This window comes from Streptomyces marianii (assembly GCF_005795905.1).
Lineage (GTDB): Bacteria > Actinomycetota > Actinomycetes > Streptomycetales > Streptomycetaceae > Streptomyces > Streptomyces marianii.
Genome location: NZ_VAWE01000001.1, coordinates 7,654,417 through 7,668,727, shown reverse-complemented (window position 1 = coordinate 7,668,727; position 14,311 = coordinate 7,654,417). Strand labels below are relative to the sequence as shown.

9 protein-coding genes are annotated in these 14,311 nt (G+C 73.5%); 3 read left to right on the top strand and 6 right to left on the bottom strand.

Annotated features, from left to right (window positions below; genetic code table 11):
- Positions 1-96: 96 nt before the first annotated feature.
- From FEF34_RS34675 to FEF34_RS34655, 5 genes are all read right to left on the bottom strand, one after another.
- The gene (locus FEF34_RS34675; RefSeq protein WP_138056689.1) at positions 97-2,316 is read right to left on the bottom strand and encodes an NADP-dependent isocitrate dehydrogenase; all 2,220 of its coding nucleotides are present in this window, start codon (positions 2,314-2,316) and stop codon (positions 97-99) included.
- 115 nt (positions 2,317-2,431) lie between these two features.
- Positions 2,432-4,990 (bottom strand): SpoIIE family protein phosphatase, encoded by a 2,559-nt coding sequence (locus tag FEF34_RS34670; RefSeq protein ID WP_234042669.1) that lies wholly within the window; start codon positions 4,988-4,990, stop codon positions 2,432-2,434.
- A 71-nt stretch (positions 4,991-5,061) separates the two neighbouring features.
- Positions 5,062-7,134: a SpoIIE family protein phosphatase gene (locus FEF34_RS34665; protein WP_138056687.1), complete on the bottom strand. Its 2,073-nt coding sequence runs from the start codon at positions 7,132-7,134 to the stop codon at positions 5,062-5,064.
- A 225-nt stretch (positions 7,135-7,359) separates the two neighbouring features.
- Positions 7,360-8,424: an SAM-dependent methyltransferase gene (locus FEF34_RS34660; RefSeq protein WP_234042668.1), complete on the bottom strand. Its 1,065-nt coding sequence runs from the start codon at positions 8,422-8,424 to the stop codon at positions 7,360-7,362.
- A 301-nt stretch (positions 8,425-8,725) separates the two neighbouring features.
- Positions 8,726-8,908, bottom strand: a complete 183-nt coding sequence (locus FEF34_RS34655; protein WP_138056686.1) for a hypothetical protein — start codon at positions 8,906-8,908, stop codon at positions 8,726-8,728.
- 225 nt (positions 8,909-9,133) lie between these two features.
- Between FEF34_RS34655 and FEF34_RS34650 the strand changes: the two genes are divergently transcribed.
- From FEF34_RS34650 to FEF34_RS34645, 3 genes are all read left to right on the top strand, one after another.
- On the top strand, positions 9,134-9,931 hold the full coding sequence (locus FEF34_RS34650; RefSeq protein WP_234042667.1) for a zinc-binding alcohol dehydrogenase family protein: 798 nt from the start codon (positions 9,134-9,136) through the stop codon (positions 9,929-9,931).
- Positions 9,932-9,936: 5 nt separating this feature from the next.
- Positions 9,937-10,155: an MDR/zinc-dependent alcohol dehydrogenase-like family protein gene (locus FEF34_RS43395; RefSeq protein ID WP_234042666.1), complete on the top strand. Its 219-nt coding sequence runs from the start codon at positions 9,937-9,939 to the stop codon at positions 10,153-10,155.
- 89 nt (positions 10,156-10,244) lie between these two features.
- On the top strand, positions 10,245-11,357 hold the full coding sequence (locus FEF34_RS34645; protein WP_138056685.1) for an NAD(P)/FAD-dependent oxidoreductase: 1,113 nt from the start codon (positions 10,245-10,247) through the stop codon (positions 11,355-11,357).
- A gap of 373 nt (positions 11,358-11,730) precedes the next feature.
- Here the strand turns inward: FEF34_RS34645 and FEF34_RS34640 are convergent, their stop codons facing one another.
- Positions 11,731-14,295, bottom strand: a complete 2,565-nt coding sequence (locus FEF34_RS34640) for a SpoIIE family protein phosphatase (protein ID WP_171053209.1) — start codon at positions 14,293-14,295, stop codon at positions 11,731-11,733.
- Positions 14,296-14,311: the final 16 nt, after the last annotated feature.

Below are 14,311 nucleotides of genomic sequence, written 5' to 3'. Positions count from 1 at the left end.
GGGACCGCCCCGTCCGGTGGTCGTGCACCGGACGGGGCGGAGGGCTGCCGGGACGAGGGCGTCCCCACGCGGGAGGGCGTCCCTGCTCCCCGCGGTTCAGCCGAGGGTCGCGAGCGCCTGGTTGAGGGTCTGCGACGGGCGCATCACCGCCGAGGCCTTGGCCGCGTCCGGCTGGTAGTAGCCGCCGATGTCGGCGGGCGAGCCCTGCACGGCGATCAGCTCGTCGACGATGGTGCTCTCCTGCTCGCTCAGCGTCTTGGCCAGCGCGGCGAACGCCTCGGCGAGCTGGGCGTCGTCGGTCTGCCTGGCCAGCTCCTGGGCCCAGTAGAGCGCCAGGTAGAAGTGGCTGCCGCGGTTGTCGATGCCGCCGAGGCGACGGCTCGGCGACTTGTTCTCGTTGAGGAAGGTGCCGGTCGCACGGTCGAGCGTGTCGGCCAGGATCCGGGCGCGGGCGTTGCCCGTCGTGGTGGCGAGGTGCTCGAAGCTGACCGCGAGCGCCAGGAACTCGCCCAGGCTGTCCCAGCGGAGGTAGTTCTCCTTGACGAGCTGCTGGACGTGCTTCGGCGCGGAGCCGCCGGCGCCGGTCTCGAACAGTCCGCCGCCGTTCATCAGCGGGACGACCGACAGCATCTTGGCGCTGGTGCCCAGCTCCAGGATCGGGAACAGGTCGGTCAGGTAGTCGCGCAGCACGTTGCCGGTGACGGAGATGGTGTCCTCGCCGCGGCGGATGCGCTCCAGGGAGAAGCGGATCGCGTCGACCGGGGCCATGATCTCGATCTGCAGGCCCTCGGTGTCGTGCTCCGGCAGGTACCGGCGGACCTTCTCGATCAGCCGGGCGTCGTGCGCGCGGCCCTCGTCGAGCCAGAACACGGCCGGGTCGCCGGTGGCGCGGGCGCGGGTGACGGCGAGCTTGACCCAGTCCTTGATCGGCTCGTCCTTGGTCTGGCACATGCGGAAGATGTCGCCGGCGCTGACCGTCTGCTCGAGCACGGCGTTGCCGTCGGCGTCGACGACGCGGACCGTGCCGGTGGTCGCGACCTCGAAGGTCTTGTCGTGGCTGCCGTACTCCTCGGCCTTCTGGGCCATCAGACCGACGTTCGGGACGGAGCCCATGGTCGCCGGGTCGAAGGCGCCGTTGGCACGGCAGTCGTCGATGACGACCTGGTAGATGCCCGCGTAGCTGCTGTCCGGGATGACGGCGAGGGTGTCGGCCTCCTGGCCGTCCGGGCCCCACATGTGGCCGGAGGTGCGGATCATCGCCGGCATCGAGGCGTCGACGATGACGTCGCTCGGCACGTGCAGGTTGGTGATGCCGCGGTCGGAGTCGACCATCGCCAGGGCGGGACCCTCGGCGAGCTCGGCCTCGAAGGACGCCTTGACCGCGTCGCCCTGGGGGAGCGACTCCAGACCCTTGAGGATGCCGCCGAGACCGTCGTTCGGGGTCAGGCCGGCCGAGGCGAGGGCCTCACCGTGCTCGGCGAAGGTCTTCGGGAAGAAGGCCCGTACGACGTGGCCGAAGACGATCGGGTCGGAGACCTTCATCATCGTGGCCTTGAGGTGCACGGAGAAGAGCACGTCCTCGGCCTTGGCGCGGGCGACCTGCTCGCCGAGGAACTCGCGCAGCACGGCCACGCGCATCACGGACGCGTCGACGACCTCGCCGGCGAGGACCGGGACCGACTCGCGCAGCACGGTGGTGCTGCCGTCGTCTCCCAGGAGCTCGATGCGGAGCGTGCCGTCCTCGGCGACGACGGCGGACTTCTCGGTGGAGCGGAAGTCGTCGCCGGTCATGGTCGCGACGTTGGTCTTGGACTCGGAGGTCCAGGCACCCATGCGGTGCGGGTGGGCCCTGGCGTAGTTCTTGACCGAGGCGGGCGCGCGGCGGTCGGAGTTGCCCTCGCGCAGCACGGGGTTGACCGCGCTGCCCTTGACCTTGTCGTAGCGGGCGCGGATGTCGCGCTCCTCGTCGGTCTTCGGGTCGTCCGGGTAGGCGGGCAGCGCGTAGCCCTGCTCCCGCAGCTCGGCGATCGCGGCCTTCAGCTGCGGGATGGAAGCCGAGATGTTCGGCAGCTTGATGATGTTGGCGCCGGGGGTCTTGGCCAGTTCACCGAGCTCGGCGAGGGCGTCGTCGACGCGCTGGCCCTCCTCCAGGTACTCCGGGAACTGGGAGATGATCCGCCCCGCCAGCGAGATGTCCCGGGTCTCCACGGCGACTCCGGCCGTCGAGGCGTACGCCTGGATCACCGGCAGGAACGAGTACGTCGCCAGGGCCGGGGCCTCGTCAGTGTGTGTGTAGATGATGGTCGAGTCACTCACCGGGTGCTCCGCTCTCCACGTCTGCAACATTGCTCGACATCAAGATATCTCGGTGCGGCTCCCCTCTCGACAGTGGCCTGCCCCACAGCCGGCCGAGTACCGCCCGCCCACGGTCTCACGGTGAGTGGCCGGCGAGAACGAGGGGCAGGGGCTGCTCGGACCAGACGGTCTTCCCCTCTCTGGTGTAGCGGCTGCCCCAGCGGCGCGAGAGCTGGGCGACGAGGTAGAGACCGCGGCCTCCCTCCTCCGACGTCCGGGCCCGGCGCATTCTGGGCTGGGTGTTGCTCGGATCGGAGACCTCGCAGGTCAGCGCGTCGGTCCGGATCAGCCGGAGGCGTACGGGACCGCCGGCGTAGCGGATGGCGTTGGTGACGAGCTCACTGGCGATCAGCTCGGTGGTGAAGCCCAGTTCGTCGAGGTCCCAGCGGGTCAGCTGCTCCAGGACCAGATGGCGCGCGTCCGAGACGACGGCGGGATCGGCGTCGAGCAGCCAGGTGGCGGTGGAACCCGCGGGCACCTCCCGGGTACGGGCCAGCAGCAGCGTGACGTCGTCCCTCAGCCGGCCCGGCGGGAGGTCCGCCACGATGTCGTGGCGGGCGTGGCGCAGCGGCCGCTCCACCACCTCCGCACGAATCAGCCGGTCCGCCAGGTCCCGCATGCCCTCGTCGATGTCTCCCTCCCCGCGTTCGATCAGGCCGTCGGTGTAGAGGGCCAGGACACTGCCCGGCGCCAGATCGCGCTCGACGGCCTCGAAGGGCCAGCCGCCGACACCGAGCGGCGGGCCGGGGCTCACGTCGAACCAGTCCACGGTGCCGTCCGGCGCGACGACCGCGGGCGGCGGATGCCCGGCGCTCGCCATGACGCAGCTCCGGGCCACCGGGTCGTAGACGGCGTACAGGCAGGTGGCGCCGGCCGGACCGCCGGGAAGGGGGATGCCGGTGTTCCCGTTGCCCGGCTCCTCGCTCTCGGCCTCGGTGGCGACCTGGAGGACCAGGTCGTCCAGGTGCGCGAGCAGTTCCTCGGGTTCCAGGTCGAGATCGGCCAGCGCCCGTACGGCGCTGCGCAGCCGCCCCATCATGGCCGTGGCGTGCAGTCCGTGACCGGCCACGTCACCCACGACCAGGGCGACCCGGGCCGAGGACAGCGGGATGACGTCGAACCAGTCACCGCCCACGCCGCTGTCGGCGTCGGCCGGCAGATAGGCGCCGGCCGCCTCCAGCGCGGGCCGCTCGCAGGTCGCGGGCGGCAGCAGGCTGCGCTGGAGGCCCACGGCGGTGCGGCGCTCCTTCGTGTAGCGGCGGGCGTTGTCCACGGCGAGCGCGGCCCGTGCGGCGATCTCCTCCAGCAACACCAGATCGTCCAGGTCCAGGATCGGGCGGTGCCCGGTGCGCCAGACCACGAGCCTGCCGAACATGATGCCCCGGGCGCGCAGCGGGGCGGCCATCGCCGAGTGGGCGCCCGGCACGGCGGCCGTCCACTCCGGAGCACCGCCCGGGGGCACCGCGTCCCGGCCGAGTCCGGTGACCAGCACACCGCGGCCGTTGCCCGCGAGGTCCCCGGGGTCGCGCCCGTCAGGGGCGTCGATCGGTTCCACATGTGCCGTGCCGGTCCGCGGTACGCCGTCCTCCGCCCCGGCGACGGCCATCCGCAGCAGCACCAGCGTGTGCCGGCCGTCCGCCGGCGGTTCGCCGCCCGTCAGCACGGTCTCCGCGAGGTCCACGGCGGCGCGGTCCCCGAGCGCGGGTGCCAGGACCTCCGCCAGGTCCTCGACGGTGCGCATGACCGAGAGCGATCCGCTCAGCGCCTCCGTGGCGCGGTACAGGAGCTCCAGCCGGCCGCGTGCCCGCTGGTGGTCGGTGACATCGGTGAAGACCGTCGCCACGCCCATCGCGCGGCCGTCGGACTCCAGCAGCCGGAACGCCGAGAAGGACAGTTCCCGGCCGCCCAGCGGGTCGGCCAGGGTGCGCACGGCGGTGTTGAAGCCGATCAGCGGGGCGCCCGTACGCAGGACCTCCCTCAGCTGTGCGTCGATGGTGTCGGCGTCCTCGGCGCGGAGGAAGTCCCCGAGGCGCCGGCCACCGAGATCGACGGGCACGCCCGTGTAGGGCAGCAGGTGGGTATTGGTCCGAAGCAGCCGCAGTCCGGCGTCGAAGAGGGCGAGCCCCACCCGGCCCTGGAGGAACAGCTCCCGGGTGAGGGCGCGGTCCTGCCGCCACCGCACGAGAGCGTCGGCGGGCGCACCGACGACCAGGAACCGGGCCGTGCCGTCGCCACGGCCCGCGTCGAGGGGAAGAACGCCGAAGCCGACGTCCAGGTCGTGTCCGGCGCCGTGCCGGAGCGTCGCCCGGCCCTCCCAGCCGCCCGCCGGCGGATCCGGGGGACCCTGCTCTCCCCGGCCGGCGGCCGTCGCGCCGGCCGGATCCGGCGCCTCGTCCCGTCTCGGCACGCCGATCCGCTGCGCGAGCAGGGCCTCCCAGCCGCCCGCGTCCGCCAGCAGCTCCCGTACGGGCCTCCCGCAGACGTCCGCGGACCGCCGGCCGAGCAGCACCTCGGCGGCCGGCGTCAGGGCCACGACGGTACCGGCGCCGTCCAGCAGTGCCGCCGCCGTGCCCGCGACGGCGAAGGGGTAGTCGTCGCGGTCGGCGCCGGTGGCGTCCGCACGGGACTCGTCCACCCGCCGCACCGGCCGTTCTCCCGGTCCTCCGGGGCCTGCGGGGGGCCACATGTCCGGGAACGACGCCGGTGTCACCGCGCCGCCCGCCGCCGGGAGCGTCTGGCCAGCAGTACCGCCACGTCGTCGCGTGGCGCCGAGGGCAGCAGCCGGGAGAGGACGCGGTCGCAGGTGTCCTCCAGGGGCAGGTCGAGATGGCGCAGTGCCGTGGCGAGTTCCCGCATGCCCTCGTCCAGGTCCCTGCCGCGGGCCTCGATCAGCCCGTCCGTGTAGAGCGCCAGCAGGGCGCCGGGTGCCAGCGGCACCCTCTCGGTGCGGAACTCCGCGCAGCCGGTGCCCAGCGGCGTACCGGGAGAGCGGTCGAGGAAGGCGACCGCGCCGTCCGGGGCGACCACGGCCGGGGGCGGATGGCCCGCCCGGGCGATCAGGCAGTCCCCGGCCACCGGGTCGTGGACGGCGTACACGCAGGTGGCCATCTCGTTCTCCCCGAGATCGGCCACGGCGGCGTCGAGGGAGTGGAGCATCCGGGCCGGGGGGACGTGGTGCCGCGCCAGCGTCCGCACCACCGTGCGGAGCTGTCCCATGACCGCCGCCGCGTGCATGCCGTGCCCCATCACGTCGCCGATGACGAGTCCGGTCCTGCCGTCGGGCAGGGCGATCACGTCGAACCAGTCGCCGCCGACCTCGTGGTCGCTGGCGGGCAGATAGCGCCCGGTGAGCTCCAGCCCGGTCACCTCCGGCAGCGCGGCGATCGACAGGCTGCGCCGAAGGGTGAGGGCCGCTTCCCGCTGGCCGGTGTACATGCGCGCGTTGTCGATGTTGAGCGCCGCCCGGGCGACCAGCTCGTCGATCAGCACCTTGTCCAGCTCGTCGAACGGCTCGCGGTCCCGGGTACGGGTGAGCACCACGGCGCCGAGAGCCTTCCCCCGGGCGACCAGCGGCACCAGGCGCGCGGAGCGGATGCGGGCGCCGAAGTACTCGCGCAGCCGCTCGTCCCCGGGGCCGGGGAACAGCGTCGGCAGATCGCTGCGGAAGAGGTCCATCGGCCTGCCGTCGGCGATGACCCGCTCGTACACCGAGCCGAGCGGGACCTGGTAGGTGGTGCCGGCGACGAGCGTCGCGGTGGGAGCGTCCGCCTCGGGGAACACGGCCGCCATCCGGCGCACCATGCCCTTGCTGGACTCCGTGGCCTCGTCGGGGCCGAGGACCTCCTCCAGCAGCTGGACGTCGGCCGAGTCGGCGATCTCCGGCACCAGCATCTGCACCACCTCCTCGGCGGTCCGGCGCAGGTCCAGGGTGGTGCCGATGCGCGTCCCGGCGTCCGCGAGCAGCGCGAACCGCCCCTCGGCCCGGCGGGCCTGGGAGCGGGCCTCCTCCTGGTCGCTGATGTCGATCAGCGAGGCGATCAGCCCCAGCCGGCGCCCGGTGATGTCGAGGAGCGGGGCGAAGGAGCAGGACCACATGCGGTCGCGGTCGGGCTCGGCGGGGGTGCGGGCGGCGCCCCGTACGTCGACCATCGCCTCGCCCCGCTGCAGGACCTCCCGCATCAGCGACTCGAGGACCTCGACGTTGACCCCGGGGACGACCTCGGTGGGCCGCTTGCCGAGATGGCCTTCCGCGGGCACGCCGTTCATCCGGGCCAGCGCTTCGTTGACGCGCAGATAGCGCAGGTCGGGGCCGAGCATCGCGAGCCCGATGGGCGACTGGGTGAACAGGCCCTCCATGGCCGCCAGTGAGTCCCGCATGCGCAGGACGGCGGAGGTCTCGACGGCGATCGCCATGACTCCCGTCTCGCCCTGCGGGTCCGCCGCGGGGCAGATCCACATCTCCATCGCCACGAAGTGTCCGTCGCGATGGCGCACGGGGAGGGTACCGACGACCGTCTCACCGGCCAGAACGCGCTGGGCGAGCTGCTCGGCCAGCTCCCGGTTGCCCTCCGGGACGAGCACCTGGTTGACGTCGCGGCCGAGCAGGTCCTCCGGCGAATGACCGAGGACGTCCCGGGCCGCCAGCGACCACTCGACGATGCGTCCGCCCGCGTCCGCCCGCCAGAGCGCGACCGGCAGCAGCTCGCGCAGCACACCCGCGTACCCGACCACTGTCAGGGGCTGGTCGGGCAGCTTGCTGATCGGCTCGTGAATGTCCACGCGACCGCCTCACCCCGGGGAGCGGGGGCGCAGCGCGGGCCGGGAACTCCCCCGCGACTCCGGATGAGCGCTGCTCGCCCAGCACCGGTGCAGCCTTTCGGGTGCATTTTCTCAGGAATCACCCTATCCAAGGCACCGGAACCGGCAAACGAGGGCGCGAGCCGGGGCCGGGTCGCGCGGCGACCCGGCCCCGGCCTCGGACCGCACCGAGGGGCCGCCCGAGGCTCAGACCTTCTCGAAGACCATCCGCAGCGCGGTGTAGCGGCGCTCGCGCAGGAACTTCAGCGCGGTGCGCTGCTCCCTGATGATGTCGGCGACCGCGTCCGCCCCGATGAGCTCGGCCCCCCTGGCCCGGTTGGCCTGCGCCCGCTCCAGCCAGCTCGCCACGGTCTTCACACCGTCGTCGGGGTCGCTGCGCACCTCCGGGATCCGGAACAGGCCGCGGGCCGCCTCGGAGAGCTCGCCCCGGGTCGGGAGGAACACCTCGGGGAAGACCTTGCGGGAGGCGTGCATGCCTTCGCGGACGTTGTCGAAGCCGTCCCGGACGTCCTTGAGAGCCGTCCGGATCCGCCCGCCGCCGTTCCCCTCGTGCCCGGCGGGACGGCGGGGCGGGAGCACCAGGGAGGTGAACCAGCCGCCGCCGTTCCAGGCATTGGCCTGGAGGGAGATGCGCCCGCCGGGCCGCAGCCAGGTGTGACAGCGTTCGAAGAACGTGCGGTAACTGGCCACGCGCTTGCGCCGCAGCATGGTCGTGCCGGCGAAGTGCTCGATCGCCTCGATCGCGATGATCGCGTCATAGGGGGCGTCCGGCTCGTGGTCGAACCAGTTCTCGGCCAGGATCTCGCAGTTCGGCCAGCCCTTCTGGCGGACCCATGCCGCCTGGCCCGGGCTCATCGTGAGCCCGACGGCATGGCCCACGCCGTGGTTCTCCACCAGCCGCTGCAGGAGACTGCCCCAACCGCAGCCGACGTCGAGCACGCGGCCGGCGCCCGCCGCCCGCGCCGCCTCCACATGGTGGTCCAGCTTGCGGAGCTGTGCCGACTCGAGAGTGTCGCCGTCCTCCCACATGCCGTAGGAGTAGACGAGTTCGGGGCCGAGCGTCAGCCGGTAGAACTCACCCAGGAAGTCGTACTGATGAAGGATCGCCTCTGACGAGGTGCCTTTGTACGCGGACGTTCTTCTCGACCCGATCAACGCGATCACCTGCCTGCCTGTCGATTCGGCGGAGTTCCGACGGCCGCGGGCGGGCCGGATCGGGAACGGCGGCAGCCGTTCGGAGGAGGTGTGCACGCAAGACGGTTCCCGGACGCCCGGGTCGCACCGGAGGACCGCGCTGATCGAGGACGTCGACCCGTCGACGGCCCGGACCGCGTTCGCGGAACGCACCTTCCGATCACATTAACCGTGTGCCGTCGAACCGGCACGCTGAGCGATCGACCGCGGGCCCGTCCAGGGCCCGGCACGGGGCGCGCGCCGACCGGGCCCGCCGCCGCTGCGGGAGCCGCGCCCCTTGCCGCCTCCAGCCGCCGCCCCGGAAACGCCGCGGCGGGCGTTCCTGCCGGAGCCGGAACGCCCGCCGCCACAAGGCCGTCTACGGCAGCCGGCTGCCGGTGGGCACGCCCTCCCCGGCCTGTCGCCTGGTCCTGAGAACGTCCCCCGCACCGCCGCGTGCTCGGCGGCGCCCGGTCATCTCCGGCGCGGCATCCATGATTTCCCTGTCGAGCTCTTCCTCGGCCTTGGGAACGGGCTTCCCGTGCTGCCTGGCTCGCTTCATGGCGACCTCCTTCACTGCGTGAGGCTTATGCGCCGTTGGCTACCCGGTCGCGGCGCCGTCATACGTACGCGTCACCATCGAGTGGGATGCCACTAGGAATAGACCACAGAACCGTTGCCGCGGCCCGCCGGACGTCCTCACCCGTCCGGCCGCGCCGCCCGCCGATACGATGTGTCCTGTCCCGGCGGTACGGCAGGAGAGTTCCAGCGGTACGGCAGGAGAGCGATGACGGCACTCCCGACTTCCGGCACGACCCACGCCTGGGTGGTCGAGCACCCCGCGCCGATCGCCTCGGGTCCGCTGCGCCGCGTCGAGCGGGAGATCCCCGAACCCGGTCCCGGCGAGTTGCTGCTCGGCGTCCTCGCGTGCGGTGTCTGCCGCACGGACCTGCATCTCGCCGAGGGCGACCTGCCGCCCCGGCTGCCACGCTGCACGCCGGGCCACGAGATCGTCGGCGAGGTGCTGGCCGCAGGCCCGTCCGCCGGCGGATTCACTCCCGGTGACCGGGTGGGCGCGGCCTGGCTGGCGGGAACCTGCGGACGGTGCCGCTGGTGCCGGACCGGGCGGGAGAACCTCTGCCCCGCCTCGCGCTACACCGGCTGGGACATCCACGGGGGGTTCGCCGGGCGCACGGTCGTGGACGCGCGGTACGTGTACGGGCTCCCGGAGGGCCTGCCGGACGAGCACGCGGCCCCGCTGCTGTGCGCCGGGATCATCGGCTACCGGGCCCTGGAGCGCGCCGAGCTCCCGCAGGGCGGGCGGCTCGGCGTCTACGGCTTCGGCGCCGCCGCCCATCTGACCGCCCAGCTCGCCGTGGCCCGGGGCGCCGAGGTCCATGTCGTCACCCGCTCGCCGAAGGCGCGGCGGCTGGCGCTCGAGCTGGGCGCCGCGTCCGCCCGGCCGGACGCCCCTCCGTGCCCCTGGACTCCGCGATCCTGTTCGCCCCCGCCGGGACCCTCGTACCGAAGGCGCTCGAGGCCCTGGACCGGGGCGGGACCCTGGCGATCGCCGGCATCCACCTGACCGACGTGCCACCGCTCGACTACGAGCGGCACCTGTTCCAGGAGCGCACCGTGCGCAGCGTCGCCGCCAACACCCGGGACGACGGGCGCGCCTTCCTCGCCGAGGCCGCGCGGGGGCGCCTCACCGTGCGGGCCGTGCGCTATCCGATGCGGCAGGCGGACCGGGCGCTGGCGGACCTGGCGGCCGGGAAGGTCACGGGCGTGGCCGTGCTCGTACCGCCGTGAGCGTGAGTCGGACGGAACACGGCAGCGGGGGTTTGCCGAAACGGCAAGAAGCATTGCCTCGCTGTCCGGAAGGGTCGCAGGGTGGCGCCATGGACGAGACGAAAGAGCGGAATCTCGCGGAACTGGACGTCGTGATCGTGGGGGGCGGCGCCGCCGGGCTGTCCGCCGCGCTGACCCTGGCCCGGGCCAGGAGGACCGTGCTGGTGGTCGACTCCGGGGAGCCGCGCAACGCCCCCGCCGCCGGAGTCCACGGCCTCCTCGGCCGGGAGGGAATGCCCCCGGGCGAGCTGCTGCGCACCGGGCGGGAAGAGGTCGGCCGGTACGGCGGGACGATCGTGCCGGACACGGTGACGGGCATCCGCCGGGACGGCGGCCGCTTCGTGGTGGAGACCGCGAGCGGCGGCAGCCACCTGGCACGGCACCTGCTGGTGACCTCCGGTCTGGTCGACGAGCTGCCGGGCGTTCCGGGCCTGCGCGAGCGCTGGGGCCGGGATGTGCTGCACTGCCCGTACTGCCACGGCTGGGAGGTGCGGGACGAGCCGATCGGGGTGCTCGCGAGCGGTCCCGCGGCGGTGCACCAGGCGCTGCTGTTCCGGCAGTGGACGCCGGACGTGACCCTGTTCCTCCACACCGCGGAAGACCCGGCCGAGGAGCAGTGGGAGCAGCTGGCGGCGCGTGGCATCGCCGTGGTCGACGGCGAGGTGACCGGTCTCTCGGTCGAGGACGACCGACTCTGCGGGGTGCGGCTGGCATCGGGCCGGCAGGTGCCGGTCCGGGCACTGGCGGTGGGCCCGAGACTCGCGGCACGCGGGGATCTGCTCGCCGGACTCGGCGTGACGACCGCCGAACACCCCATGGGCGTGGGCCGTTACGTGGAGTCCGACGCACGGGGGGCGACGGCCGCCGAGGGGGTGTGGGTGGCGGGCAACGTCACCGACCTCATGGCGAGCGTCGCCGTGGCGGCGGCGTCGGGAGCCCAGGCGGCCATGGCGATCAACGCCGAACTCGTGGCCGCCGACACCGCCGCGGCGGTCGCGGCTCACCGCTCGACGGCCCGCGCCCCGGAGGCGTTCGGCACGGCGGCCGAGGCGGCGGCCTCGGAGCGCGTCCTCGGGGAACGCCGTCACGGGCTCGGATCCCTGCTCGGCGGGGATCGCGGCGGAGCGGGGGTGAGGCGGCCCTTGGGCGTGTCGCGAAAGTAGCTCCGTCCGCCCGCAGGGCGGGGCCCCTGCGGCGTCTGGTGCATGGGGTCTGGCCCGGCCCTCCGCCCGAGGGGGTGGGGTCTCCCCAGGCCCTCCGCCCGAGGGGGTGGGGACTCCCCAGGCCCTCCGGGCCGAGGGGAAGATCGCAAGGCGGCGGATCATCCTCGTACCGGACGTACTCGGATGACTCCGACACCGCAGCGAGCGTGCGTGCCAGGCGTCGCGGGCCAGGAGGGACTTTCGCCACACGCCCTGGGAGCCGGGCCGGGCCGGGCGGGGCGGCGAGAGACCGTCCGTCGAGGATCCGGGCAGGCCGCACACAGGCCCATCCCACGGCAGGTGCGGGCAACCCGACGCGGAGAGGTTCGGCGGGTCAGGAGCCGGCCAGCACCGGGTCGTCCGGGAGGCCGGTCGAGTCGCCGACGCGGGGGCGCGGACGGGAGGGCGCCGGGAGGGCCTGCTCCGTCCAGATGGCCTTGCCGTCCTGGCTGTACCGCGTGCCCCAGCGCTGGACCAGCTGGGCGACGATGAACAGTCCGCGCCCGCCCTCGTCGTCGTCGGCACTGTGGCGGAGATGGGGCGCGGTGTGGCCGGCGTCCGCCACCTCGCACACCAGGGTGCGGTCGTGGATGAGCCTCAGGTGCAGCGGCCCTTCGGCGTATCTGACCGCGTTCGTGACCAGCTCGCTGGCGATCAGCTCGGTGGTGAAGACCAGTTCGTCCAGCCCCCAGGACCGCAGCCGGTTCGCGACGAACTCGCGCGCGCGGCCCGCGGCGACCGGTTCCGCCGGCAGGCTCCAGACGGCCACCCTGCGGTCGTCCAGCTCCCGGGTCCGCACCAGCAGCAGCGCGGTGTCGTCGTTGGTGGTGCCGTCGGGCAGCAGGTCGGAGATGGCCCGGTCGCACAGGTCCTCCAGGGAGTCCGCGGGATCCGAGCCTGCGAGGACATGCGCCAGGGTCTCCAGCCCCTTGTCGATGTCCCGGTCGCGGGCCTCGACCAGACCGTCCGTGAAGAGCGCGAGCAGACTGCCGACGGGCAGCTCGATCTCCAGGCACTCGAAGGGCAGCCCGCCGAGCCCCAGCGGAGGTCCGGCCGGCAGGTCGGGGAAGGTGACGCGGCCCCCGGGTTCGACGACCGCCGGCGGCAGGTGTCCGGCGCGCGCCATGGTGCAGCTCCGCGACACGGGGTCGTAGACGGCGTACAGGCAGGTGGCACCGGCCGCGACGTCCTCGTCGCCGGTGAGCGTGCCGAGAGCGTCGGCGCTGTCCTGGGCCGACTGCCCGACGAGGTCGTCGAGCCGTTTGAGGAGTTCGTCGGGCGACAGGTCCAGGGGTGCCAGCGCCCGTACGGTCGTGCGCAGCCGACCCATGGTGGCCGCCGCGTGCAGACCGTGGCCCACCACGTCGCCGACGACGAGCCCGACGCGGGTTCCGGACAGTGGAATGACGTCGAACCAGTCGCCGCCGACCCCGCTGAGATCGTCCGTGGGCAGATAGCGGTACGCCAGGTCGACGGCCGAGTTCGACGGGAGGTGCTGGGGCAGGAGCTGCCGCTGGAGGGCCAGCGCCGACTCCCTCTCCCGGGTGTAGCGACGGGCGTTGTCGACGGACACCGCGGCGCGGGCGACGAGTTCGTCCGCCACCGCGACGGCCCCGCGGTCGAAGAAGCTCCGCCGACCGTCGCGCACGAACGTGGCGAGCCCCAGCACGGCTCCCCCGGCGCGCAGGGGAACGACCAGGGTGTCGTCCTCCAGTACGAGCCCGCCGGAGGCGAGGCTGCGGTGCTGGGGCGAGCCCTCCGCGTACGTCACCGGCCGCGGGGGGATGCCCGGTTCCCCCGGAGTGCCACCGGCCTGCCCGTCGGCGGTGGCGTGGGCGGAGGGCCCGGGGCCCGGGGTCCCGGAATCCGGAGCCCCCGCCGGACGGGAGGCGGCGCGGAGCAGATCCGAGGCCCCGGCCCCCGTACCGCCCGGCACCTCGCCCTCCAGTACCGCGGGGGCCAGGTCCACGTCCACGCGGTCGGCGTACTCCGGCACGGCCACCGCGGCGAGTTCACCGGCCGTGACGAGCACGTCCAGGGTCGTTCCGACGCTGCGGCCTGCCTCGACCAGCAGGTTCACCTGGCGCTGCGCCTCGTAGCGGTCGGAGATGTCGAAGGCGTCCTCGCACACACCGAACACATGGCCGCTCGCGTCCTGCAACCGGTAGTAGGAGCAGGACCAGAGGTGTTCCTCGCCCGGATCGCTGGGCTGCTCCGCGCGGAAGTGCAGGTCGAGGAACGGCTCCCCGGTGTCCAGCACCTGACGCATGACCGCGTGGAGCGTCTCCGGGTAACCCGGGGTGACGAACCTGCCCCTGGGGTAGAGGTCCTCGGCGAGCTCGCCGCGGGTCTCCGCGAGCGGGCGCCCGATCTCCCGCTCCGAGGCGGCGTTGCACCAGACGAGTCGGAGGTCGGTGTCGTATATCGCGAACCCCAGGGGCGACTCGGTGGCGAGCCCCTGGAGCATGGCGAGGCGGGACTCCCATTCCCTGAGCCGGTCGCGGTCGGCCACCACGACGACGCGCTCCGCCTGGCCCGTCCCGGAGAGCAGGCAGACGGCGGTCACGAGCCGCATCCGGTGGCCGTCCCGGTGGATGGCGGCATGCACGTCGTGCTCGGGGAAGGGCGGGACCAGGGGGCTGCCGCCCGGGCGAACGGCCCGGTCCGCTGCCGCCCGGCGTTCCGGTGCGGCGCCGGGACCGGGTACTCCGTCGGGCCCCAGGATCACGGCGACGGACCGTCCGATGATCTCGTCGGTCCGGTAGCCGAGCAGATCCTGTGCCGCGTGGCTCCAGCCGATGACGACGTCGCGCTCGTCGAGCACGAACGTGGCAGCGCTCGTGACGTCGAGCGGTCCGCGGAAGTCGGCGTCCCCGTTCGCCCTTCTCTCGTTGTCCATGACGCCCTCACCGGCC